Consider the following 25,061-nt stretch of genomic DNA (forward strand, 5'->3'; position numbering starts at 1 on the left):
TTTTTTTAGTCAGGTATCAAAAATGTTGAACTGACGCAGATTTTCCGCAACCGCCGCGAGGCGTGGCGCAAGGTCATTTTCTATTTCATCCTTGCGCGCACGATAGGCGGGAATACCACAGGACAGGGTAACAACAAGACCGTCCGAAGTCCGACCGACAGGCGCGGACATTGCGTAAATAGTTTCACGCCACTCACCGTAAGACGTACAGAAACCATGCTCCTTACAGCTCTTTATTCCCTTGTCGATTTTTTCTTTGCAGCGCTCCAGAGCGCCGGGATAGGCACTCTCAACTTCCAGGTATTTCTCTGCACGTTCCTCGTCAGATAACAGAGAAAGTAATGACCGACCAGTTGCGGAATCGGCCACCGGAACCGTCATGCCCATCTCCGGGACATGAGGGAAATTTGTGATGTCGCCGATGGTTTGGATATAAACGGCATCGCCTCCGTTGAAGACGGCAAGAGAGACGTTACCTTTAGAGAAATCGGCATAATCCTGCATCAGGTTGATCGCTTGTCGTCTCCATTTCATATGGGAGAGAATAGGATAGGATAGCGCAAGTAGGCCGGGGGCAAGCTTGAAGCCTCCATTTGGGTCGCGCCGAAGATAATGCAAAGCAATCAAGGTCTTGCAAAGACGCGATACGGTTGCCTTGTTAATGCCGATCCGCGCGGCTATCTGCGCATTCGTAAGGGTTTGATCGCCGTCGAGAAAGCACGCAAGGATATCCAGCCCCCGGATCAGGGTTGTTGAAAGTGAACTATCGCCATCGACCATTTCATCCAGTGGGATATGGCGCCTTTCGACGCGATCGATAAGATTGGTATGCTCACTGCTCATATAATACCTCGTTCACGATAGGCATTTATTTCCTCTTTGGTGAGCCCGAGAAGCCGTTCGAAAACAGCGTCGTTATCTGCACCAAGGTCTTTCGCCGTCCATTTGACTTTCCCCGGATTCTGGGAAAATTTAGGGACAACATTCTGTAGCCGGACGGAACCAAAATCTTCGTCCGGAACAGAGGTAATTGCCTCACGCGCCTGATACTGCGGATCATTGAAGATTTGCTCGACCGAATAGATCGGCGCGATGGTTCCCTTGGCCTTGGAAAAGGCGGCCAATACTTCTTCAAGTGTATGAGATGAGATAAAGCTACCGAAAATCTTGTCAAGTTCTTCGGCGTTTTCCACCCGCAGGCCATTGTTCGCAAAGCGGGGATCATCTATAAGCTCGGGTCGTCCAACGGCTGCGGCATTTCCTTTAAAGGTGGTGTTGGTGCTACCTGCGAGAGATACATATTTCTTGTCACTTGTTAGGTAAACATCGGAGGGGGCCGAGTATTGATTGCGGTTGCCGCTTCGTCCGCGCACGACACCTAGTTGGTCATACTCAATGGCGAGAAAGTCAAGCAGGCGGAATGTTGCCTCCGTCAGCGAGAGGTCGATCTCTTCGCCCATGGCAGTTTCGTCGTCCCGTACCTTATGGACGGCCGCAAGAATGGACATCGCACCGAACACGCCACCAAAGGCATCCGAGATTGGGTAACCGGTATGAACAGGGGGGCGGTCAGGATCCCCTGTGATGTGGGTAAGGCCGCCCATGGCCTCAAAAATACGCGCAAATCCTGGCTGGTCGATATACGGGCCAGTCTGACCAAAGGCAGTTGTCCTGAGAATCACAAGTTTTGGGTTCGCCTTCCACAGTTTCTCTACATCAAGGCCCCAGCGGTCAAGAGTGCCGGGTTTAAAGTTCTCGATCAGGACATCAAATTCCGGCAGCATTTCGAGGAGAAGTTCTGCACCTTCTTTCTTTCGAAGGTCCAAGGTGCCGAATTGCTTGCCGCGGTTCGCGGCCTTCCACCAGAGAGATTTTCCGTCCTTGAAAGGAGGAAAACCGCGCATGCCGTCGCCGACGCCCGGCAGTTCCAGCTTGACGACATCTGCACCCATATCCGCAAGCAATGTGCCGGCAAAGGGGGCAGCGATAATCGTGGCAATGTCAAGAATACGCAGACCGGTTAGAGGGCCGGATGAGTTTTTATCTGTCATGTAGTCTTCCGAGTACTGTTTTTATTTTTGTAGTTATTGACATGGTTTGTTACTATATATAAAACACTATCGTCAAACATAAAAATAATTAAAACGACGGGGACAATGAATTTTAGTTTAAGCTCGGAAGCCGATGATATCAGGCTGCGTGCAGAAAGCTTCTTTTCGCAGGAAGTTTTGCCGCGGCATCGCGAGTGGGTTCAGACTGTTTGTCATGAGCGCAAACCTGCTCCTTTCATTAAGGAAATTCAGGATAAAGCGAAGGAGGAAGGTCTCTGGAACCTTGCTTTGCCTCAACTCGCGGATGACGAGCCGGGAACAAGGCTGACCAATCTTGAATTTGCCCCGATTGCAGAGATTCTGGGTCGATTGCCGTGGGGATCTCAGGTCTTTAACTGTCACGCGCCAGAAGTGCCGAATATGGCGATGCTTCAGGACATCGCGACGCCGGAACAGAAAGAAAAATGGCTGCGCCCTCTGCTCAATGCGGAAACTCGTTCTTCATTTGCTATGACGGAGCCGGACGTTGCCTCTTCCGATGCGACTAACATTGCGACAAAAATCCATGAAGAGGGGGATGAGCTAGTCCTGAATGGTCGCAAGTGGTTTGCAACTGGCGGCGCGCATCCGGATTGTTCCTTTCTGATTGTCATGGGGATTTCTGACCCTGATGCAGGCCGGACGGGTCAGCACAGTATGGTCATTGTTCCGATCGGTACGCCTGGCCTTACCTTGGTCCGTAAGTTGCGTTTTATGGGATGGGAAGATTTTGTGGCGCCCATCGGTGAGTTTGAACTGAAGAATGTCCGCGTTCCGAAAGCTAACCTACTGGGTGAGCGAGGGCAGGGTTTCAAGGGAGCGCAAGTTCGACTGGGACCGGCGCGTATTCATCATTCCATGCGGTGTGTCGGGATGGCCGAAATGGTTCTCGCGCAGATGGTCGCCAGAGCGCATGAGCGGAAAACGTTTGGACGCCCGATTATCGAGTATGATACGGTTCAGAAATGGATTGCCGAAGCACGCATTGATATAGACCTGAATCGCTTGTTTATCCAAAAGGCAGCCTGGCTGCTTGATACAAGTCCGGACAAGAATACCTGGCGGATCGTATCGCAAGTAAAGGTATCTGTACCGCGCATGTTACAAAAAGTGACCGATAGAGCGGTCCAGCTTTTCGGCGCCATGGGGGGGACAGATGATACATTGATTCATCATGCTCATTCTTACGCCCGCTGGTTTCGTATCGGCGACGGCCCAGATGAAGTGCATCTGAGACAGATTTTCAAGACTGAACCCGTTCCGGAATGGTCCATTGCCGATTGCCCCTATATTGCCCCTGACGGGTTTTAGGAAAAGAGGAGAGTCTTCGTGAGCATGAGTTTCAAATCCCTCATTTCCTGGGGAGTCGCGCTGGTCGGCGTCGTTCTCGCTTTACAGGCAATTTATGTGGCCATTTCAGGTAGTTGGGATATTACCTATGGTCGATCATGGATCCTTTGTGGCGCAGTTGTCATAGCATTGCTGGGTAATCCACTTGCAGAGAGGGCTTCATATAGCAAAGGGGTGACGGGCCGGCTTCCGGCATGGCTGCTTTGGGGGGTCGATTTAGCCCTTGTTGCCGTTTTTATTTACGGCACATTGAAATTCATAGACATACAAATCCTCATTGAGGAAACCATATTTGAATATGAATCAATAGATATATGGGCGGCATTCGCGGCTGTTCTTGTGCTACTGGAGGCAACGCGACGTCTATTCGGCTTGCCAATTGTCATTATCGCATCGCTTGGGATCATCTATTGCCTTTACGGCCAGTATCTACCGGGTTTCCTTAATCATTCTGGTTTCAGTCTCAATCGGTCCATGCAAACGATCTGGTACAGCTTCCAGGGTGTTTTTGGCTTGCCGATGGGTGTTGTCCTACAGGTGGTGCTGATCTTCGTGGTCTTCGGAGTTATTCTGGAAAGCACCGGCGCGAGTGATGCCCTTATCCGGGCCTCCGTTGCCTTGACCGGAAAAACAAGGGGAGGACCTGCGCATTCCGCTGTCGTTGCCAGTGCCGTGTTCGGAAGCATGTCCGGCAGCGTGACGGCCAATGTGGTAGGGACCGGATCTTTCACCATACCAATGATCAAACGCCGGGGGTTTTCCGCGCCAATGGCTGGTGGTGTTGAGGCGGCCGCTTCGACCGGTGGCCAGATAGTTCCGCCCGTTATGGGCGCGGCCGCGTTCCTGATGGCCGACCTGACGGGTGAGGCCTATACGACGATCTGTATTGCGGCCCTTATTCCTGCGCTGTTTTATTATGGTTCGTTGTTTGCCTCTATTTCCATTCAGGCCGGAGCCGATGGCATCGAGCCGCTGCCAGAATCTGAGCGCCCTCCATTGAACAGCAAAGATCTGATTGCGTGCCTGATGTTTGTCATTCCCATAGCCATCATTGTCTTTGTGCTGGTAATGGGGCGGTCACCGGCTCTTGCGGGGTTCTGGGCGATTGTAGCCGCCGTCATCATGGGCGCGTTTAACAGGAAAAACCGGGAAAATCCCTCGGTTATCTGGACAGCATTGGTGAAAGCGGGAAGATCTTGCGCTTGGATTATTGTCGCTGTCGGTTGTATCGGTGTCATAATTGGCGTTCTGAACCTCACAGGCCTAGGTATTTCTTTCGCCTCAGTGGTCGCGGAGTTTAGTGAGTTTTCATTGCTCGCGGCCTTGATCACGACAGCGCTTGCGGCGCTAGTTCTGGGTATGGGCATGCCGACATTGCCGGCTTATCTGATTATTATTCTGGTCCTTGGGCCGGTTATGCAAAGAATGGGTGCCGAACTGCTGGCGACGCATATGTTCGTGTTCTACTTCGGTGTTCTGTCCGCGATAACGCCGCCAGTCGCCATTGGTGCGTTCGCCGCTGCGCCCATCGCAAATGCTCATCCATTTACAACGGCGGTCTATGCGGTCCGGCTTGCTCTTGTTGGATTTATTATTCCGTTTATCTTCATTTATGAACCGTCATTATTGCTGGTTGGCACATTCGACTTGATGAGTTTCGTACGGGTTGCTGTCTGTCTGTCCCTTGCCATCTGGCTTATAAATACCGCTATGATTGGATACGAACGGCAAGATCTTGGACCGGCTGAGCGAATATTGCGAGGGCTTTCGGGTGCCGGATTGCTTATCCAAATACCAACCTTGCAGATTGCCTTTCTGGTAATCGGATTGTCGTTGATTACCTTCGGGACCGTCCGGTCTCGTCGTAAATTGCAGAACTAGAAGGTGTTTCCGTTAAACTAAAAAAGAAAAGGGAGAGAGTAATGAAAAGAAGAAACTTGCTTAAATCAATGGGGGTGGCCACCCTCGGGTTAGTGGCGACACTATCAATGTCGCACACCGCCAGCGCAGCAGAATCGTTTAAAATGGCGTCACTTGGTGCCGCTAATTCAACAACGACATTCTCTATTGCGGCGATTGAAATCCTGAAAAAAGCCTATGGCTATAAAATCCAACTCCAAACTGGTGCTCCGGCGACACGTCAGGCAGTTGATGCCGCCAAGAAAGATCTGGATCTATTCGTGACCGCTGTTTCAATTAACCATTTCATGAAAACCGGCACCAGAATGTATGCCAAAATGAAGGACTCGAAAGAGCTTTTCAGCGATCTTCGCGGACTTTTGAATTACCCGATCGGGCCGTATCATGCGGTTGTATGGGCTGATTCCGGCATTAAATCTTTCGCAGATTTGAAGGGAAAACGTGTCTTTACCGGCCCTCCTTCAGGTGCCGCGCGGACGGTCTCGCAGCAGATCATTAAAGGCTCAACCGGTTATGAGCCCAAAAAAGACTATGAAGCGATCAATCTTGACTTTAACTCAGCCTTGCAGGCTTTCCAGGATAGGCAAGTTGACGCGTATTTCGTTCCGACCTCTGTCCCAAGCCCACAAATGGCTCAGCTCTCGTCCATCGGTGAAATCCGGATTCTCGGCATTCCTGATTCAGCACTTGAATCTGATGAGATGAAGGCTGCGTCAAGCTTGCCGGGTCGTGAATTCATTATGCTGCCGAAAGGTTTGTACGAAAACCTGGTCAATGAAACGGACGTACGTGTTCTGAACTCAATCGTTGGCCTTGGTACGAACAAATGGATGAGCGAAGAAGACGCTTATAACATTACCAAGGGGATTTTAACGCATACTGCGGACCTTGCGCAGGCTGCAGCCTGGATGAAAGTCATTACCCCGGAGACGGCCTTGAGCCAGATGAATATGCCACTGCATATCGGTGCGTATAAATACTACAAGGAAATTGGTATCGATGTTCCGGAAGAAATCATTCCGCCGGAAGCAAAGTAAGGTTTCTCCCAAGGGTTGTGCCGTTTCGCATCTGGATGCAGCGGCGCAACCCATGCTTTTCTAATGATGCTCGGCGGCTATAAGAAAGATAAAGAATGCGCGCGCTTATCTGTTCAAAGTATGATGGACCGTCTTCACTTTATGTGGCGGAAGTTGACAGGCCTGAACCTGCTGTAGGCGAAGTATTAATTCAGACGATTGCCGCCGGGATTAGCTTTGTCGATGTGCTGATGAGCAGAAACAAGCATCAGAACAAGCATGAACCACCCTTTTCCACTGGTATGGAAGTTGTCGGCACGATTGTAGCACTGGGACCCGATGTATCGGATTTTGATGTTGGGGATCGAGTGGCCGCACTGGTGTATGAAGGCGGCCATGCTGAATTCGTTTGCGCCAAGGCTTTCGAAGTATTTTCCTTGCCGGAAAATTGCGATCCTGTCCAGACTGCCGCTGTTCTTTCCGTTGCCCTCACGTCAGAAATGGCGTTGGTCGAAAAGGGACAGATACAGCCGGGCGAAACCGTGCTGATAAGTGGGGCTGCCGGTGGGGTAGGCCTTACTGGCGTGCAGCTTGCAAAATTCCACGGCGCAAAAGTGATCGCCGCCGTCAGCGATGTTGCAAAGGCTGACGCTGCGAAGGCAGCAGGTGCCGATGCGGCGCTCATTTACGGATCGGATTTACGTGATCGTGTGAAAGAGGCAAATTCAGGACGGGATGTCGATATTGTCCTTGATCCGGTCGGTGGCGACTTTGCGGATATTGCGGCCCATTGTCTAGACTGGGATGGCCGGTATCTGATTATTGGTTTTGCGGGAGGAGGCATACCAAACTTTGCCGCTAACCGTCTTCTGGTTAAGAACCGTTCCGCTCATGGCATGGTGCTAGGCTATTACCGTTGGCACAAGCCCGCGCGATTGGCTATCGCCGCAAAGACGGTATTTGAGGCCATTCAAATGGGCGCTCTCAAGGTGCCAACCCAACCGCTTGAGGATCTTGCAGAGGTGCCCAGAGCGCTTTCTCAAATTGAAAATCGCGAAATGATCGGCAAGGCGGTCGTAAAACTGTCGTAGCGTTTGCGAGTGTCAGGCTGTCGATTGTAGCGGCTTTGCCTGTGGCTCTGTCGGCTCTCCTTCAAAATCAACACCTTCATAGTCAGTGGCCGCAACCGTTTGCAGCCGCGCCATGTATTTTGGGGAGCCGCCGTTATAGACAAGATGACGGACATGCCCGGCCTCATGACCGACAACATTCGAATTATAACCGGTGAACCAGGATTTGGCTTTCCGCATCAGCATAATCTTGTACATTTCCACGACTTCGGCGGTCCATTCTTCTTCCGCCGCCTTGCTTGCTTCGGCGCGGGTATACCCGTGGTCCTGCATATACTCCAGTAAATCCATAAGCCAATTGACGCCGGATTCGATTCCGCGAGGATAATTGGTCGAGGCTGAACCGCTTTGCGGGCCGTTTGGCATCAACAGGTTCGGGAAGCCATGTATCATCATCCCAAGAAACGTTGCAGGGGCTTCAAACCATTTATCCTTTAGCTTGGCACCGCCAACCCCTTCGATATCGATATGATCGAACGCACCGGTCATCGCATCAAACCCGGTCGAGTAAATGATGACATCAAGATCATAGTCACGAGCCGTCGTGCGGAGGCCGGTTTCGGTCACCCTTTGAAGCGGCTCTTTCTGAATATCCGTCAAATGGACATTGTCCCGATTGTAAGCCTCGAAATAGTTGGTTTCGAGAGGGACCCGCTGTATGCCGAAGCCATGATCTTTCGGTATCAATGTTTCTGCCGTCACAGGGTCTTTCACCCGTTGGCGGATGCGATCCGCAATATAATCAGAAAATTCCGCATTGGCTTTCTCATCCATGAAAATTTCACGGAAATTAGAGAGCCATATCCCGAAACCAGGTTCATCATAGAGCTTGTCCCAAAGCGCCAACCGTTCTTCGCGGGATACTTCATAGAAGGAGCGACGGTCCGGCCGGTGCACGAAGCCACCCGGAGACTCACTGCAGGCTTCGAATATTTCGTCATAGCGGGTACGGATGTCGGCCATTTCCGCTTCTGAGAGTTCACTGTTATTTAGCGGTGCGCTCCAATTGGGACGGCGCTGGAAGACATAGAGTTCCTCTGCCTGTTCCGCGATAACCGGAATGATCTGGATCGCCGTGGCTCCGGTGCCGATAATACCGACTTTCTTGCCGGTCAGGTCAATGCCCTCATGCGGCCAGTAATAGGTATGAAACGACGTGCCTTTGAAGTCATCCATGCCCTCCAGTTTGGGGAGAGTTGGCTGGGAAAGTAGGCCGATGGCCATAATCACGAACCGACAGGAGAGGGTGCGACCGTCACTTACCTTTAGCTGCCAGATTGAATTTTGCTCATCGAATTTGGCCGCCTTAACCTTGCAGTTAAACTGCATATGGTTTCGCAAGTTGAATTTGTCTGCGACAAAATTGAGATAGCGCAGATTCTCCGGTTGGCTCGAAAAGCGTTCTTTCCAGTGCCATTCTTCCAGAACTTCTTTTGAGAAAGAATAGCCATAGGTATAGCTTTCTGAATCAAATCGTGCGCCGGGGTAACGGTTATTATACCAGGTCCCACCGAGGTTATCGCTGCCCTCAAGCACGGTTGCGTTGATGCCCATATCAATGAGGCGCTTGATCTGGTATATGCCGGCAACACCCGCACCGATAACAATTACTTCATAATCCGTGGTGAGTTGCTGGACCATGTTTTGCTCCTGGTCTTGTTTGTTATTCTCTAGCCGGATCGCAATCAAACGATAAGCGGTTTCTTATATTAAAGATCAATAACTCTCTGGTCGCAAGTAACTTTCTTCAATCACTTGTTTCCTGTGGGGTTAATTGACAGCAACAGATAGAGGCGGTAATCAATTGAGAAAGTGCTGTTTAGAGCATGACCGCCGAGAAAAGAATTATAGAATGAAGGCGCAAGACAACCCTGTTTCCCTGGAAGCGAAAGAATTTCTACAATCTGCGGATTTTGTAGATAGTAACTCACGCGAGGTACAGGAATTTGTCGCCAGAGCCTTTGACGGACTTGCGGACGCTGCCTCCGATACGGAAAAAACCATATGCCTGTTCAATGCGGTGCGCGATGGTTTGCGATACGATCCGTATCAGATATCTTTGACCCCTGACGCTTATCGCGCAAGTGTAATCGCAAAAGGAAGTTCAGCGTACTGCGTGCCAAAAGCCATCCTGTTGACGGCCTGTCTGCGGGCGGCGGGTATTCCCGCGGCGCTTGGCTTTGCGGATGTGCGTAATCATCTCAATACACCGAAGCTCAGTGAATTGATGGGGACGGATCTCTTCATTTATCACGGTTATGTGCAGGTCTGGCTGGAAGGGAAGAGCTACAAGATTACCCCGGCCTTTAATATGGAGCTTTGTGAGCGCTTCGGTGTGAAACCGCTTGAGTTTGACGGGACGTCGGATGCGCTTTTCCACGAGTTTAATGAGCAGGATGAGCGACATATGGAGTATGAGAATGATCGAGGTGTGTTTCTCGATGTTCCGATTGAGCAGTTCCTTAGTGATTTTCGCGCAGCCTATCCAAATATGGTCTCCCATATAGAGGCTGGAGAAGTTCAAAATACAAAAGATGCTTTTACGGAAGATGTTCAAAAGTAAGAAATCCGGTGTTTTAGCAGCTTTGCATCGCCTGAAACATTGCTGTACGTGATTGTTTCCTACAATAGTTTCATATTGATTTAATTCGTTTTTTCTGCATTAGTTTATCTTTATTCTCCATTGCACTTGGCATTATGGCGACGTAACGTTGCCGATCTCGCTGAGAGACAACCTAGTGATTTCATATATTGAGGAACTAACCATCCATGAACCTACAGCCGGGCAGGGCAAGCAGAGGCAAGCGCAGGCACCGGAAGTCAAACGGTACGCGTGACGCAATTCTTGCGACAGCCGCACGGCAATTTTGTGAAAAAGGCTATGCGCGTACAACGCTTAAGGATATAGCCGCCGCCGCCGGTATGGAGGCAGGCAGCCTCTATTATCACTTTGCATCGAAGGAAGATCTGCTCGATGATGTTTTTGACCTCGGTTGCCGTCAGGTTATTGATGTTGTTTCTTCGGCATATGATGAGCATGAGGCGCGCGGCGCGGAATTCCGAGAGATATTTTCCGCGATGGTTTATGCTCATCTGGAACAGGTCTTGGGTGGCAGCGAGTTTACAGCGGCGATTATGCGAAATTATTCCATGCTGTCTCCCGAAGCACAGGTAAGGCACCGCCGTGTGTTCGAGATTTACGGAGATATTTGGACAGCGGCGTTCTCCAATGCCCAAAAAAAACGTGAAATCAGATCGGATGTGAATGTCTTGACCCTCCAGCAATTAATTGTTGGGGCACTCAACTGGACAACTGAATGGTTTGATAGCGATCGATTCTCGGTTCAGGAATTTTCTGAAATGACGGTTGCTCTTCTTCTCGATGGAATCCTGAATCATTCTCATAAGTGGAATGGGCGCGAGGTAGAAGGCATAATGGTTGAGCCAATGTCGCCAAAAGTCGCGGGACGGTCCAAGGCGGCGCAGACCCGACTTCACATTCTGCTTTCCACTACGCGGGCATTGCGAAAGAAGGGGTACGACGGCGTTACGCTTCGGCATATTGCCGAAGTGGCAGGGATTGAAGCGGGCAGTATTTATTACCATTTTTCCTCGAAGGAGGAGATTATCGACGATGTGTTGTCCCGGGGACTGAACGAGATTGTTGAGGGCGTTACTTATATTCTTGAGAATGAAAATAGCTATTCTGATAACGCCAGCCGTCTCGCGTCTGCCATTCGCGCACATATGCTTTATCTATTCATACGCAATGATTTCGTCGCGATGAATATACGTATTTATGGGCAATTACCCGAGGATGTGAGAGAAAAGCATCGGCCAATAAGGCAACAATATACTAACAGTTGGAGTCGTGCATTGGTGCGGGCACAGGAAAACGGGGAAGTCCGACGTGATCTCGATGTTCTTCAGATGCGGCAGCTAATGTTAGGGGCGTTGAATTGGAGTGCCAATTGGTTTCGCCCGAATTGGGACAAGGAAGAAGTGTCGAAATCACTGGACGACTTGATTGCGAAGGTTTTGACCGTTTTCCTCGACGGGGTCGCCTTGCGCGACCAGAATAAAGATTTATCCAGCAGTTGAGAAACATTCTCACTGCGCTTTAAAAAAATCAGACTTCATACATTCTTGGATGGCAGTATTTCCAAACGCTCGCAGGCGGCAAGTTGCGAAAAATCATGGCAGTTCTTTCGCCTTTGACGCCGAACCTGTTTGTCAGGGAAGGAGATATAGGGGCTTTGGCCGAATAGGTATATTGTACCAGGGCTCCCTGCGGATCGAGTATTGAAAAAACCTGGTCCAGAATTGTAATTTTATCGGCCTCTCTCATATTAAGGAGTGGCAGACTGGAAATAACAATGTCAAAACAGGATCCAGATTTCGGCTGGACCACGTCGGCAATTGAACGGGCATCTCCATTGATCACGCGGACACCGGGGAACTTTTCTGTAAGATAGATCGTCAGCTTGGTGTCACGCTCCAGCAGGCAAAGCTGGTCAGGTGTGGCGCCTTCGGCCAGCAGCGCTTTGGTAATGGCGCCGGTGCCTGGGCCGATTTCAAGTATTCGCTTACCTGAAGGAGCGGCCGCGATGGCCATGGCCCGGGCCAGCGATTGGCCGCTCGGTACGACTGCACCTATCTGTCGAGGGTTACGTAAAAGGGCCAAGACAAAGGGTTGGTACACTTAACCGGGCCCTCCATACGACCGGATTGTGATCAGAAATTATACGCCGATGGATGGCGAGAATGATAATTAAACCATAAACTGCGAGTTGTTGAAAGTCCTTGATGCAGTTGCAGGACCTTGCGGAATCAGAAAATGTCATGAAATTAAACTTCAGAGACCGACGAAGCATGAGAAAATAGCGGTGAATACAAAAGGAGAATAAAGATGAATTTAGGCAGCTTTACCTGATAACAACTCCAACCGAAATTTTACGAGTATTAAACGAGAACGACGGAAAAAATGGTTCAGATAGAAAAACTGACGGGATTGATGGGCGCCGAAATTACGGGTTTCGACATTACCAACGGGGTCACAGCGGATATGGCAGATTTTCTGCGTCAGGCGCTAGCGGATTATCAGATGATTGCCCTTCGGGACCTGCACCCTACGATTAAGCAGCAGAAGGAACTTACCGAGGTTTTCGGCCCGATTATGAAACTGCCCTATGTTGAACCAATGCCCGAGGATGATGAAGTAATCGCGGTACTGAAAGAGGCGGATGAATGCAATAAGGGCGTCTTTGGCGGAGACTGGCATTCCGATTTCAGCTTTCTTGAGAATCCACCTGCCGGCTCCATTCTGTCCGCGATCGAGGTTCCGCAAGTCGGCGGTGATACGGTCTGGGCGAGCCAGGTGTCCGCATATACTTCCCTTTCTGAAGCTCTGAAGTCGGTCGTTGACGGGCGCAAAGCTGTCCATATTGGCGCGCCCTATGGCGTGACACATCAACCACCTGAAGAAGAGCAGGCAGGAGCCTCCATTCGCATGACTCGCGGGGATCCGGCGGCTGACCGGGAAATTTTGCATCCGGCGGTTATCAGGGAACCGCTTAGCGGTCGGCAAGCGCTTTTTCTTAACCCCATCTACACAACCCGGTTTGAAGATATGAGCGAAGAAGAGAGTGCGCCGATCCTAGCCGACATTTATAAGCATTGCACCCGTCCGGATTTTTCCTGTCGGTTTCGCTGGCGGGCCGGGGATGTAGCGATTTGGGATAACCGCACCTGCCTGCATTACGCCACCAATGATTATGATGGCACCCGCAGGCTGTTGTATCGTACGACGTTCAGCGCTGATCCACCTGCCGCCTAAGAGGCGTTCAGGCGGCCGTACCGTTCCGGAGAAGTTTACCGGGGAGCGCTGCAGCTTCAGGGATTGAGACCTGGTTTTCCTCCAATAGTATCTGTCCGTTGACGATAACAGTTTTGATACCAGATGCCGGGGAAATAAGCCGATCGGCCCCGGTCGGTAAATCATGGACACGCTCCAGTCCGCCGGCTGCAATTGTTGTGGGATCAAAGATCACAACATCGGCCAAGGCTCCTTCTGCGATCTTGCCGCGATCCGTGATGCCAAACAGTTCAGCCGGTTTCTGAGTTAGCATATGAATTGCCTTCTCCAGCTTAAGCGTATTTTTTTCGCGTACCCAATGCCCCAGAAGATGCGTTGAGTAGCAGGCATCGCAGAGTTGGCTCGCATGGGCACCCGCATCGGAAAGCCCGAGTATGAGGTTGTCATCCTGCAGGAGCTCAGCGACTTCTTCCTCATCATAATTGACGATAGGGAAGCGGAAGCGGGCGACAAAATCCGTTTCAAGTGAGAGATCAAGCACGAAATCAATCGGGTCTTTTCCCTGGCTTTCGGCAATTTCCCGAAGCGGCTTTTCTTCCCATTCTGGATTGCCAGGTGCCATGGAGATAACGCAGCGATCTATCCAGCCGGCTACAGCATTCCGGGCCCCGGTTGCCGTATCGTCCCTGAACTGGTCGCGAAACTCAGGGTCGCGATAGATTGCTTTCCGGCCTTTGCGGTCTGCTTCCATGATCTGTTTGAAGAGGGGGCGCATCTCGAAGGGGAAAGGCTCGTTGAATTCAAAATCGAAATTGATCGGGCGACAGGCGACCTGAGGATGAATTTTCACGCCGTCTTCCCGAAGTTTGCGTGTTGTTTCCTGATGGCGGCGATGGGAGCCGGGGCCGGACATGCCGGAGAGAAGCGCCGTCCAGGTCACCGGGATATCATGCTTCTGAGAGAGCAAGGCAAGCTGGTCATGAAACAAAGTCGGACCAACAGTTGCCTGAACTATTTTTGCTCCGCCAAGACGTGCAGCCGCAACCAATTGGTCCATCTCAATCATATCGGCGAGGCGGCTTGGCACCGGCTTGCCGCCATAGCCATGATGCGTCGTCGCTTGTGATGTGGAAAACCCGATTGCGCCAGCTTCCATCGCCTCGCGGACGATATCTGCCATGCTGGCGACCTCCTCGTCATTGGCGGTCCGCTCCACCGCTTCAGGTCCCATGACATAGGTTCGTATCGGAGTATGTCCGGCAAAAACTGCTAAATTAATGGCTGTCCCGCGTGCCTCAATCGCGTCCATATATTCAGCGAAACTCTCGAACGGCCAGTCACTCCCGAGCCCTTCCGCAAGGGCGTCAAAGGACATCCCCTCAACTTTTTCTAAGGTCCGCATGATACTGGTGCGGTGCTCGGGCCGGGTAGGCGCAACGCCAAAGCCGCAATTGCCGATGACGGCGGTTGTCACGCCATGCCAGGGCGAAATGGAGAGCATCCGGTCCCAGATTACTTGTGCGTCGTAATGGGTGTGGATATCCACGAAACCGGGGGAGATAACCATGCTGGTTGCATCAATTTCTCGTGCGGCGTCCTCCTCAACCTCGCCGACAGAGACGATCTTGCCGTCTTTGATGCCGACATCTCCGATATAGCCGGGCGCTCCCGTCCCGTCGATGATGGTTCCGTTTGTGATTTTAAGGTCGAGTGACATAGTTTTTCTCCCTCTTGCGGCGGGGCGTCTTGCGCGCCCGTTACCGCTTTGTTGCGATGTGCGTCGCCGTGTCGGTGTGGTTAAGTCGGTCGGGTTGTCAGCCAGGGCCAGAGGTCATCTGCCTCGAGTTCGAGGACATGTCCGCCGATCCAGTCGGCCCAATAGCTGTCTGAACCGAACTCATCCCGCCACGACCAAAGCCGTCGTGTCCGGAAATGCAGGTCATGCTCATAGGTAAAACCGATAGCGCCATGAATCTGGTGGGCGTGGGACGTGACAACACCCGCCGCCTCGCTAATCCGTGTTTTGGCGGCGGCGATCTCGAATGTACTGTTGATATCGTTATTCAGTGCCATATCAGCCGCCTGAAATGCCCCGAGAGCCGCCGCACCGGACGCTGCCGAATGTCCCGCCATCTCCGCCATATTTTGCTGGATCGCCTGAAACTTGCCGAGGGCGCGCCCGAACTGCACCCGGTCATTGGCATATTGGACGCTGGCCTCCAATATCCATTCAATGGCACCTGCCATCTGGGATGAGCGCATCATCGCCCCGAGTGCGAAGGCGGACTGCGCTGTCATTCTGGCCGGAAGCTCGCCACTTTCAACCGGTGACGCATTCTCGAAGTCAATCGTATCGCGCGGTTCTGCAGCAATATTCTGGTTCTCGGTGAGTGTATAATCGCCCGCCTTGACGAGGGCAATGCCGTCATCCGTGATAACGGCGACATGGCTGGCCTTGCGGCCCCATGGTATGCGAGTTGCCGTTCCCGTGACTTTACCATCCTTCAATTGGATCGCTTCACCGTCACGGACGGGAGCAAAGACGGTGATGCCCTCTGGCGGTGTTATTCCCGCGCTTGCAAGGAGATAATTTGCGAGAATTTGCTCCACAATCGGAAGCGGGACCGCGTGGCGGCCAACGGCGCGGGCGATGACTTCCGCATCGGCAAATTGTCCACTCACGCCGCCCATATTTTCCGGAACAAGAACGTGCAAAAGACCGTTTTCTGTGATGGCCTGCAATAATTCATCCGGGAAGATAGCGACTTCCGCCTGTTCCCTTGAGTTCTTTGTGACCTGATCGGAGAAGAGTTTTTCAACCGTATCGGCCATGATTTGACGAAGTTCATTCATCGTAAGCCAAGCCCCCGTGCAATAATGCCCCGTAAAATCTCCCGCGTACCCCCGCGAAGGGAGAAAGAGACGGCGGCTTGAGTAATATAAGCGCGCACCTGCTCAAAATCGGTGGCGGCTGTCATGCTGGCCTCAGTTCTGGCGAAACGATGCGCAATTTCGGGCATATCCTGTTCATAGATTGCGCCAAGATCCTTAACGACAGAAGCTTCCAGTGCCGGATTTGAATGGGATTCAAGTTTACCGGCCACGGAGATCGACATCCGGCGTAGCGTCGCGAGATGGGCAATCAGGCGTCCTATCTGTTCTTGCGCCTTGTTATTGGGGTCAAGCTTCGCCTCGCGGATCAGCTCGATCAAGAGCTGGATGGAAGACATATACCGCTCCGGCCCTGAGCGTTCGAAGGCGAGCTCAGCCGTAACCTGCTGCCAGCCATCGCCTTCGGCACCGATGCGGTCTTCCTCGGGCACGAAAAAATCTTCGAACACGACCATATTGAAATGCTTTTCGCCTGCCAGATTCTTGATCGGGTCGATGGTCAGGCCCTTGGTTTGTTTCAGGTTGATCAGGAACTGGCTCATGCCGGCATGACGGTTTTCAGATGGCGGGCTTGTCCGCACGAGGGCAATCATCCAGTCGCAATGATGCGCGCCAGTCGTCCAGACTTTGGTGCCGTTAAGCAGATAACCACCGTCAACCTTGTCCGCTTTGGTGCGGATAGAGGCAAGGTCGGAACCGCTGTCCGGTTCACTCATGCCAATGCAAAAAAAGGATTCCCCCTTGATGATACCGGGCAGAATACGGTTGCATTGCTCTTCAGTACCAAATCGAAGGATTGTGGGGCCGCTTTGGCGATCAGCGATCCAGTGGCTGCCAACGGGGGCGCCATAGGCGAGCAGTTCTTCCAGAAGGGCGTAGCGTTCAAAGAAGGTGCGTTCGGCACCGCCGTATTTCTTCGGCCAGGTCAGCCCGATCCACCCTTTTTCCCCCATCTTGCGAGAAAAATCAGGGTCGAGTCCGGCCCAGGAGCGCGAGCGTAACACGGCCGGATAGTCGGCCAGTTCGTCATTCAGGTACTCTCGGACTTCCCGACGCAGCGTTTCCGCCTCCGGCGGCAGGCTGTACGGGTCGAAGTTAAAATACTGCATAGGAAATCATTGCCCCTTTTTGATAGCCTTCATGCATTGGCTATTTTCTTGTTTTTGATATGGCCATTGTGGTCATATTTACAGGTGGTGGCAATGACTATTCTGCCACGGCCAATTCTGCGGATTGTTTCTTTTCCGGCCTTTTCAATAGCAGTAATAGAGGCGCGGCGGCAAGCATCACCCACATCATCAGCGTAAAATCATTGAGAAAGGCAATGGTCGCGGACTGACGCGTAATCTCGTTATCAAGCGCGGTGAGCCCCGACGCCATATTCCAGTTCCAGGCATTGGGCAAGAACGGTGGCTGCATCGCGTCGCGAAAGGGATCCATCCGATCAGCAATAGCGGCATGATTGACTTGGGTATTGCGGCTCAACATCGTGAAAACGATTGAAATGCCAATGCTGCTCCCGATATTGCGTATCAGGCTGAACATGGCGGTGCCTTCGTTGCGAAAATGCGCAGCCAGCGTCGAGAAGGTGAGAGTACTCAACGGAATGAAGATAAAGCCTAATCCTACTCCTTGCATAATCCCGGTCCAAACAAGGGTGCTAACAGAGACATCGGTCGTAAAACGCGACATCTCATAGAGGGAATAGGCAGTCAGGCTGATACCGAAAAAGATCAACAGACGGTTATCTATTTTCCCAATCAGGCGACCGACGAACACCATCGCGATCATGGTGCCGATGCCGCGCGGCGCGAGTACATAGCCCGTGATGAGAACGGGGAAACCCATCAAATTCTGTAAGAATGGTGGCAGGAGAGCCATGGTCGCGAGCAGGATAACTCCAACCATAAATATCAAAAGAAGGCCGACGCTGAAGTTACGATCCTTGAACAGACCCGGTTCGATAAAGGGCATTTTTGCGGTAAACATATGCACAAGAAACATATAAAAGCAGAGTCCGGCAACGACGGCTTCGATAATGATTTCATTCGAGGCGAACCAGTCTTGCGATTCTCCGCGATCGAGCATCATCTGGAGTGCGCCAATGGATAGGCTCAATAACGCGAACCCGATATAGTCAAAATTGCGGGCGCGCTCCTTCGCCGTCTCTGGCACAAAAGCAAGGATGCCCAGCAGTGCAAGAATGCCAAAGGGCAGGTTGATAAAGAAAACCCATCGCCAGTTATATGTTTCGGTTAGAAATCCGCCGAGTGTCGGGCCGAGGATCGGTCCAACCATCACCCCCATGCCCCACATGGCCATGGCGGAACCGTGCTTTTCTGTGGGATAGGTATCGAGCAGAACGGCCTGTGACAACGGGACAAGTCCGGCCCCAAAGGCCCCCTGCAACAACCGATAGAGCACAATCTCGTTCAAGGTTGACGCTGTCCCGCAGAGCATCGATGTAATGGTAAAACCGGTCACCATAATAATGAAGAGGCGTTTACGACCGAGGCGGGAGGCGAAAAATCCCGTTGGGGGTGTCATGATTGCCGCAGCTACAATGTAAGAGGTCAGAACCCAGGAGATCTGATCCTGCGTTGCAGACATGGTCCCTTGCATATGGGGCAGGGCAACATTGGCGATGGTCATATCCAGCGACTGCATAACCGTCGCCAGCATGATGGATAGGGTGATTAGCCCGCGTTCTAACGGCGTGCTGGTGGCACTTTCGTCAGTCATTTTTCGGTGGATGTCTCACCGGCTATGGCGGTGGTTGGAAACTCGCCAAGCCAATCAAGCGCAGCATGGATGATTTTCGGCATGGGGCGATTCTGCTCCGTATCAATCTCAACCGTCGTGCTCATGCCCGCACGGAACAGGGGGTCATTATCCTGGCGGATTACTTTGATCCGGATAGGAATTCGCTGCACCACCTTGACCCAATTGCCTGTGGCATTCTGTGGGGGAATGACAGAAAACTCGGCCCCCGTGGCCTGACTAAGGCTTTCAACAGTTCCCCGCCACTCCCGGTCAGGGTAAGTGTCAACATGGATCGTTGCTCTCTGGCCTGCTAGAACATGGGTGAGGTCAGTTTCCTTGAAGTTGGCTTCTATCCAAATATTCTTGTCGGCCACGAGGCTCATGATTGGGCTGCTAAAAGCACCGTTGCCAATGACCTGTTGGCCGATCTGTGGTGTGTTGCTGGCAATTCCATCAAACGGTGCCCGCACAGTCGTCCGCTCCAGATCAAGTTCCGCTCTTTCCTTCGCGGCCAAGGCAGAAAGAAAAAGCGCGTGTTCTTCAACAGGGATTTTTGGATTGCCTCCGAGTTGTGCACTGATTTCCGAAAGCTCCTGATTGATGACCAGGACCTGCTGTTTTGCAATGTCAAGTTCGTGCCGCGTTGCATCGAGCTTACTGCGTGAAACGGCGCTGCTGGCAATCAATCGGGTCTGTCTGTCATGCTCTTTTTTTGCAAACGCGATATTGGTGCGAGCAAGGGCAAGCTCGCCGAGTTTCTGCCGGTATGTGGCTTTAAGACTGGCGATTTTATCTCTGGCATTGGCGAGCCCTGCTTCAGCTTCAGCTATCGCAATGCGATAGGGTCGGTCATTGATCTGGAACAGGATATCTCCTTTGACGACGCGCTGGTTCTCCTTCACCGGTACACTGGAAATAAGTCCTGAAACTTCGGCCGCGATCATCACCGTATCCGCCTTTACATAGGCATTTTCCGTGTCGACAAATCTGCCGCCTGTGTAATAAAAATATCCACCGACAAAGATCACAACTAGCGGCCCTAGCAGAAGAAGAAAGTTCCGCGTCCAGCGGCGACGGCGTCCAAGTTTACTCGCAGTAGTATGCGCAACGCTTAAAACGGTCGATGTTTCGGAATTTAGTTGTTCGGATCGGGACCGGCCATCGTTGGGATCAGTTGCGTTTTGTGACATTATGGTTTCTTTCGGCCTCCTCAGTATTTCCATCGCATGTGCGTTCCTCGGCCACCAGCAAACTCTGCTTGGCCTGTTGAAGCGATTTGATTAGCGCATTACGTGCGACATCGGAGAAATCGTTCAGAGCATCTTCATGCGTTTTTTGCGCCAACTTCCACATTTGATCCAGTAGTGGTTGGGCTTGAGGCGTGAGGTAGAGACGTATTGCCCGTCTATCGTCTGGGTCTGGCCGACGCGTAACGAGGCCTGCTTCCTCCAGCCGGTCTATGAGACGGGCCAGCGTAATAGGCTGAACTTCCAGAGAGTCGGCGAGAGTTACTTGTTTGACGCCTTCTTTACGCGACAAAAAGGCCAATGCCCGCCACTGGGCGAGGGAGAGTCCCAACCCTTGTGCCCGTCGGTTGTAGTTTCGTCGCATTAACCGGGACACGTCATTGACCAAGAAACCGAGGCTTTCCTCAGGGAGTTTCATATGCCGCCTCCAAATAGTTTGTTTGTTATATAATAAGCTATGTATAGTAAATTGCAATAGAGCTGCTCATGACAAGAAAAACCCGCCACGAGCATGTATCGCAGCGGGTAATTAGATTTAAAAATCAGTAAGATATGTTTAATTATTGCCTGACTAGTTGAGACAACCGACCCGCCGCGCCATTTGTCGGACCAAAGCGGCGACCGTATCGATCGTCGGCGTTTCATTGCCGGTAATAGCCCCGAGTTCCTGGACCGCGGTCACCAAAGCATCAATCTCCATTGGTCGGCGGTTTTCCAAGTCAACCAGCATTGAAGTTTTGTGTGGCCCCACTTTTGAGGAGCCTTCAATACGCTTATCTACATTAATGGGGTAGTTTACGCCAAGGGCCTCACCAATGGCCTGCGCTTCAACCATCATTTTGCGCGCAATGGCGCGAGTATCCGGATCGCCGGTTATTTTGTCGAGGGTCTCTCCGGTCAAAGCAGAAATCGGATTGAAACTAAGGTTCCCCCAAAGCTTAACCCAGATATCGGAGCGGATATCGGTACGTACCGGTGCTTTGAGCCCGGCACTGATCAACAGCTTTGAAAGCGTCGTAACACGTTCCGTTCGTTCTCCGGTCGGTTCTCCTACAGGGAAGCGATCTCCGGCCATTTGCGAGATAACACCTGGTTCGGTGACTTCAGCAGCCTGATAGATAACCGCGCCGATGGCACGTTCCGGGCCGATCCCGTCCCAGATTGATCCGTCCGGATCGACCGATTTGACGCGCTGGTTCTCTTTGTCGCCTTTAAGACCATAAAAATACCACCAAGGAACGCCGTTTTGCGCGGTGACGACGGCCGTCTCAGGGCCGAGAAGAGGCTGAAGCTTATCCACGATGCCCCCGATTGAATGGGCTTTCAGGGCGATGATGACATAGTCCTGCGGGCCGAGTTCAGCCGGATTATCCGTCGCCGTTATATTTTCAATGGTGAAGCTTTCTTCCGGCCCGTTGATTGTCAGGCCCCTTTCGCGAATAGCGGCCAAATGCGGCCCCCGCGCGATAAGAGAGACTTCCGTCTCGCCTTTCCGTGCCAGCAGTGCACCAACCAGCCCGCCAATTGCGCCCGCGCCATAAATACAAATTTTCATTACGCTAATCCCAGTTTCTCGGCGAGGCCGATCCGTTGTAGTTTACCTGTAGCCCCTTTCGGGATTTCATCCAGCAGCGTGATGCTGCGCGGTACCTTAAAAGCTGCGAGGCTCTTCGCCGCGAAGTCTCGAAGTTCTGCCTCTGTCGCCTGCTGATCATCCTTTAAAACGACCGCCGCCGCAACATCTTCGCCTAGCTTTTCATGGGGGATGGCAAAAGTCACAACCTGTTCTACAGCCGGATGGTTCATCAGTATTTCATCGACTTCTCGCGGTGAGATTTTCTCGCCCCCGCGGTTGATAATTTCCTTCAGCCGACCGGTAAGGGAAAGATATCCATCTGCAGACAATATGCCCTGATCGCCGGTGCGAAACCAGCCTCCACTGAAACCCTCTGCATTGGCTTTTGGGTTATTTTCATATCCTTGTGTGACGTTCTCTCCGCGAATGACAATCTCGCCGGTTTCACCGGATTTGAGCAGGTCTCCACCTTCGGACATAATGGCGATCTCTGGCCCTGAGGCAATACCGACGCTGCCGGGAATGCGTTTTGCCGGTGGCAACGGGTTTGCCGCCATTTGATGGGCAGCTTCGGTCATGCCGTATGCTTCAATGACCGGGCAGTTCCACATATCCTCCAGCGCCGTCATGACCTGCGGGGGAAGAGAGGCGGAGGAAGAGCGGATAAAGCGAAGCTGGGCGGCATCAATGATATCCGCGTTGCGAGCCCCGCGCGCAAGAATGGCCTGATGCATGGTGGGAACCGCTGTATACCATGTCGGTTTTTCTTCACTGATCCACCCAAAAATTTTCAAGGCATTGAAACCTGGCGTACAGGTCACGCTTGCGCCTGCCTTCAGGGAGGACAGCACCGCCGCAATAAGTCCGTGAATATGAAAGAGCGGCATGATGTTGAGGCATTTATCCGCAGGCGTCAGCGCCAACGAACGGGCAATATTGCGTGCGGATGCCGTAACATTCTGATGGCTGAGCGGGACAATTTTCGGTCGCGACGTTGTGCCGGACGTATGCAAGATCAGCGCGATGTCATCCGCTTTGGCCGGACCCGGTGAGGTCGCATTCCCAATGGGGTCACCTGCCAACTGAAATGAGCCAGCGGCGGCCTTCTCAGGCACGGTAAGTTCAATCACCATAACGCCGAGTTTTTTCGCGACATTAACTGCTGGGCTCGTGCTGCCTTTCTCGACGATCAATGCTTTGGCTTTAAGATCATCCAGATAAAACTCAAACTCCTCAGCCTTATAGTCGGGATTGAGTGGCGCTGTGGTAGCGGCAGAAGCGACGGTGACAAAGGCGCTCGCCATTTCCGGGCCGTTCGGCAGGACAATCGCAACCCGATCCCCACGTCCAATACCAAGACTGTTGAGCCTTTCAATCACGTTGGCACTCAGTTCGTTAAGGCCGGCATAAGTAAGGGAAGGGCGGCCCGGCGCACCGATGGCTGCATCTTCGCCAGCACCAGAGTTGATAAGATCGAGCATTGTCGTCGCATTTGTCATTGGCATTCTTCTTTCCGGATTATCCTGCTTGGGTTTCCGATTCAATCGCCGGCAGTCTTTCTCGAAGCTCGTTCTTGGCAATCTTCTCCAAGGTCGAACGCGGAAAATCATCTAGAATGATAACATCGCGGACAACCTTGAAATCGGCAAGGTTCTTCTTGCAGGAGTCGATAATCGCGTGTTTCAGATCGTCCGGTGCTCCGGCTTTCGGGATGAGAAAAACAACCGGGACCTCGTCCAGCATATAGTGCTTCTGCCCGACAACGGCACATTCCTCGACCCAGCCGGTTTCCATTACCACGGCTTCAATTTCAGATGCGGCAACATTTTCGGCGCCGATTTTCAGCATGTCTTTCTCGCGATCTCCGAAGAAAAGATCGCCATTTTCATCCATTCGGGCGTAATCCCCGGTCTCGAACCAACCGTCCTCATCGAAAGATTTCGCATTTGCCTCGGGATTACGGAAATACTCCTTGAACAGGCTAACCCCGCGTACCCCGCGAATATAGAGCAATCCACGTTCGCCGGGCTTGATATGACAGCCATCAGGATCGCGAATATCAATGTTAAATCCGGGTGAGACACGGCCGATCCCTGTGGCGGGTCCGGCATGGTCCATATCGCTAACGATGCCTTGAGTAATGGTCTCTGTCATACCCCACCAGCCCAATGTCTTTATACCGTAAATTTCTTCGACCTGTGGAATGCGAATACCCGCGCCCCAGAACCGGAAACTGTGATCTGACGGCGGGTCCTTTGCGAGCAGGGCGCTGACACAGAAGCGGATTATGGAGGCCCAGGTGCATTTGTTTCGCCGGGCAACGTCCCAGAAGCGCGATGCAGAGAATTTTGGCTGCATGACAATCGTGCCGCCGATCCACAAGGTGCTCAGCATCGAGTAGGACTGCGCATTTGTGTGAAACATCGGAAGAAAAGCCATGCAGACATCCTCATGCCGAAGCCGCATATGCACGACATTCATCTGCGCTCCCCAGATCGCATTGGCATGAGTCCAAAGGACGGCTTTCGGCCTTGACGTCGTGCCGGATGTGAATTGCACACCAAGATCCGCGAAAGGGTCAGCGGCGCGTTGCGGGCAGGGGGATGTCTCGGCAAGTAAGGCGCTGAAGGGGATATGAGGGAGATCAGCAGGCACGTCCGCTGGCGCCCCTGCGTCGTTATTCGTAACGGCCAGAATTTTGATGCCGGGAGCGGAGTCATGCACAAGCTTGGCGAAGGACGGCTGCGTGATAGCGGCGACAATCTGGGCATGATCCGCAAAATAGGTCATGTCCCGGGCGACGGATCTGGTGTTGGTGGAGACAGCAACTGCGCCGATATGCGCACAAGCGAACCAGGAAATCAGAAATTCCGGGCTGTTGTCCAGGTGAAGCATGACCTTATCGCCCAGAACAACGCCGTTCTTGTGCAGAGCGGCGGCAACTCGTTCCACACGTGCCGCAAAGTTGGCATAGGTGAAAGATTGGGATGCACCATCAAATGGTTCCCAAATTATAAAAGGTTTATCTGGGCAACGCTCAACCCATTGGCGCAGCAGCCAAGGAATATCCCGACCTTCGACCATGGATTTATGGGATTGTGCGATGGTTTCAATAAGACTCATTTCTCAACTACCTTTTTATTTTTTATAAATCATAAAAAGGAAACGGGATGAACGCCAGCTTCTCGTATCCATTCGCTGCCTTTTCCGCATTATGAAATGATCCGAACCGATCGCGGCACCGTATAAAATGTATATCCAT

General features: G+C 52.1%; 20 protein-coding genes. 7 read left to right on the top strand and 13 right to left on the bottom strand.

Annotated elements, in window-relative coordinates; genetic code table 11:
- Window positions 1–9: 9 nt before the first annotated feature.
- The gene (locus tag LKE13_RS10780; protein WP_227951166.1) at window positions 10–843 is read right to left on the bottom strand and encodes an IclR family transcriptional regulator; all 834 of its coding nucleotides are present in this window, start codon (window positions 841–843) and stop codon (window positions 10–12) included.
- Window positions 840–2,051 carry a CaiB/BaiF CoA transferase family protein gene (locus LKE13_RS10785; protein WP_227951168.1) on the bottom strand — a complete coding sequence of 404 codons (1,212 nt, stop codon included), beginning with the start codon at window positions 2,049–2,051 and terminating at the stop codon, window positions 840–842. The genes LKE13_RS10780 and LKE13_RS10785 overlap by 4 nt, the downstream gene beginning before the upstream one ends.
- A 105-nt stretch (window positions 2,052–2,156) precedes the next feature.
- On the opposite strand from LKE13_RS10785, the gene LKE13_RS10790 reads away from it, so the two are divergent.
- The 4 genes from LKE13_RS10790 to LKE13_RS10805 all read left to right on the top strand — a co-directional run bounded on the left by LKE13_RS10790 (window position 2,157) and on the right by LKE13_RS10805 (window position 7,467).
- Window positions 2,157–3,401 (top strand): acyl-CoA dehydrogenase family protein, encoded by a 1,245-nt coding sequence (locus LKE13_RS10790; protein WP_227951170.1) that lies wholly within the window; start codon window positions 2,157–2,159, stop codon window positions 3,399–3,401.
- A gap of 24 nt (window positions 3,402–3,425) precedes the next feature.
- On the top strand, window positions 3,426–5,321 hold the full coding sequence (locus LKE13_RS10795; protein WP_227951173.1) for a TRAP transporter permease: 1,896 nt from the start codon (window positions 3,426–3,428) through the stop codon (window positions 5,319–5,321).
- A gap of 41 nt (window positions 5,322–5,362) precedes the next feature.
- Window positions 5,363–6,397, top strand: a complete 1,035-nt coding sequence (locus tag LKE13_RS10800) for a TAXI family TRAP transporter solute-binding subunit (RefSeq protein ID WP_227951175.1) — start codon at window positions 5,363–5,365, stop codon at window positions 6,395–6,397.
- A 95-nt stretch (window positions 6,398–6,492) separates the two neighbouring features.
- Complete coding sequence (locus LKE13_RS10805) at window positions 6,493–7,467, top strand: NADPH:quinone oxidoreductase family protein (RefSeq protein ID WP_227951177.1); 975 nt, start codon at window positions 6,493–6,495, stop codon at window positions 7,465–7,467.
- A 12-nt stretch (window positions 7,468–7,479) separates the two neighbouring features.
- Here the strand turns inward: LKE13_RS10805 and LKE13_RS10810 are convergent, their stop codons facing one another.
- Window positions 7,480–9,147 (bottom strand): flavin-containing monooxygenase, encoded by a 1,668-nt coding sequence (locus LKE13_RS10810; protein WP_227951179.1) that lies wholly within the window; start codon window positions 9,145–9,147, stop codon window positions 7,480–7,482.
- Between the two features lie 211 nt (window positions 9,148–9,358).
- Between LKE13_RS10810 and LKE13_RS10815 the strand changes: the two genes are divergently transcribed.
- Window positions 9,359–10,069, top strand: a complete 711-nt coding sequence (locus LKE13_RS10815; protein ID WP_227951181.1) for a transglutaminase-like domain-containing protein — start codon at window positions 9,359–9,361, stop codon at window positions 10,067–10,069.
- Window positions 10,070–10,275: 206 nt separating this feature from the next.
- Window positions 10,276–11,607: a TetR/AcrR family transcriptional regulator gene (locus LKE13_RS10820; RefSeq protein WP_227951183.1), complete on the top strand. Its 1,332-nt coding sequence runs from the start codon at window positions 10,276–10,278 to the stop codon at window positions 11,605–11,607.
- A 28-nt stretch (window positions 11,608–11,635) separates the two neighbouring features.
- Here the strand turns inward: LKE13_RS10820 and LKE13_RS10825 are convergent, their stop codons facing one another.
- On the bottom strand, window positions 11,636–12,121 hold the full coding sequence (locus LKE13_RS10825; RefSeq protein ID WP_227951186.1) for a class I SAM-dependent methyltransferase: 486 nt from the start codon (window positions 12,119–12,121) through the stop codon (window positions 11,636–11,638).
- 369 nt (window positions 12,122–12,490) lie between these two features.
- Between LKE13_RS10825 and LKE13_RS10830 the strand changes: the two genes are divergently transcribed.
- A complete protein-coding gene (locus LKE13_RS10830) occupies window positions 12,491–13,342 on the top strand; it encodes a TauD/TfdA dioxygenase family protein (RefSeq protein WP_227951188.1) in 852 nt (283 codons plus the stop codon).
- Window positions 13,343–13,349: 7 nt separating this feature from the next.
- Here the strand turns inward: LKE13_RS10830 and LKE13_RS10835 are convergent, their stop codons facing one another.
- The 9 genes from LKE13_RS10835 to LKE13_RS10875 all read right to left on the bottom strand — a co-directional run bounded on the left by LKE13_RS10835 (window position 13,350) and on the right by LKE13_RS10875 (window position 24,922).
- Window positions 13,350–15,038: an N-acyl-D-amino-acid deacylase family protein gene (locus LKE13_RS10835; RefSeq protein WP_227951190.1), complete on the bottom strand. Its 1,689-nt coding sequence runs from the start codon at window positions 15,036–15,038 to the stop codon at window positions 13,350–13,352.
- 80 nt (window positions 15,039–15,118) lie between these two features.
- A complete protein-coding gene (locus LKE13_RS10840; protein WP_227951192.1) occupies window positions 15,119–16,174 on the bottom strand; it encodes an acyl-CoA dehydrogenase family protein in 1,056 nt (351 codons plus the stop codon).
- A complete protein-coding gene (locus tag LKE13_RS10845) occupies window positions 16,171–17,322 on the bottom strand; it encodes an acyl-CoA dehydrogenase family protein (RefSeq protein ID WP_227951195.1) in 1,152 nt (383 codons plus the stop codon). The genes LKE13_RS10840 and LKE13_RS10845 overlap by 4 nt, the downstream gene beginning before the upstream one ends.
- Window positions 17,323–17,419: 97 nt before the next feature.
- Entirely contained in the window at window positions 17,420–18,955 is a 1,536-nt protein-coding gene (locus LKE13_RS10850) for a DHA2 family efflux MFS transporter permease subunit (RefSeq protein ID WP_227951197.1), read from the bottom strand.
- Window positions 18,952–20,166, bottom strand: a complete 1,215-nt coding sequence (locus LKE13_RS10855; RefSeq protein ID WP_227951200.1) for an HlyD family secretion protein — start codon at window positions 20,164–20,166, stop codon at window positions 18,952–18,954. Before LKE13_RS10855 ends, LKE13_RS10850 begins: the two co-directional genes overlap by 4 nt.
- Window positions 20,147–20,641 (bottom strand): MarR family winged helix-turn-helix transcriptional regulator, encoded by a 495-nt coding sequence (locus tag LKE13_RS10860; RefSeq protein ID WP_227951202.1) that lies wholly within the window; start codon window positions 20,639–20,641, stop codon window positions 20,147–20,149. The genes LKE13_RS10855 and LKE13_RS10860 overlap by 20 nt, the downstream gene beginning before the upstream one ends.
- A 153-nt stretch (window positions 20,642–20,794) precedes the next feature.
- Window positions 20,795–21,778 carry a 2-dehydropantoate 2-reductase gene (locus LKE13_RS10865; protein ID WP_227951204.1) on the bottom strand — a complete coding sequence of 328 codons (984 nt, stop codon included), beginning with the start codon at window positions 21,776–21,778 and terminating at the stop codon, window positions 20,795–20,797.
- Window positions 21,778–23,298 carry an acyl--CoA ligase gene (locus LKE13_RS10870; protein ID WP_415776528.1) on the bottom strand — a complete coding sequence of 507 codons (1,521 nt, stop codon included), beginning with the start codon at window positions 23,296–23,298 and terminating at the stop codon, window positions 21,778–21,780. Before LKE13_RS10870 ends, LKE13_RS10865 begins: the two co-directional genes overlap by 1 nt.
- A 19-nt stretch (window positions 23,299–23,317) precedes the next feature.
- Window positions 23,318–24,922 (bottom strand): AMP-binding protein, encoded by a 1,605-nt coding sequence (locus tag LKE13_RS10875; RefSeq protein ID WP_227951208.1) that lies wholly within the window; start codon window positions 24,920–24,922, stop codon window positions 23,318–23,320.
- Window positions 24,923–25,061 lie beyond the last annotated feature (139 nt).

This window comes from Sneathiella sp. HT1-7 (genome assembly GCF_020731145.1).
In the GTDB taxonomy this organism is placed as follows: Bacteria; Pseudomonadota; Alphaproteobacteria; order Sneathiellales; family Sneathiellaceae; genus Sneathiella.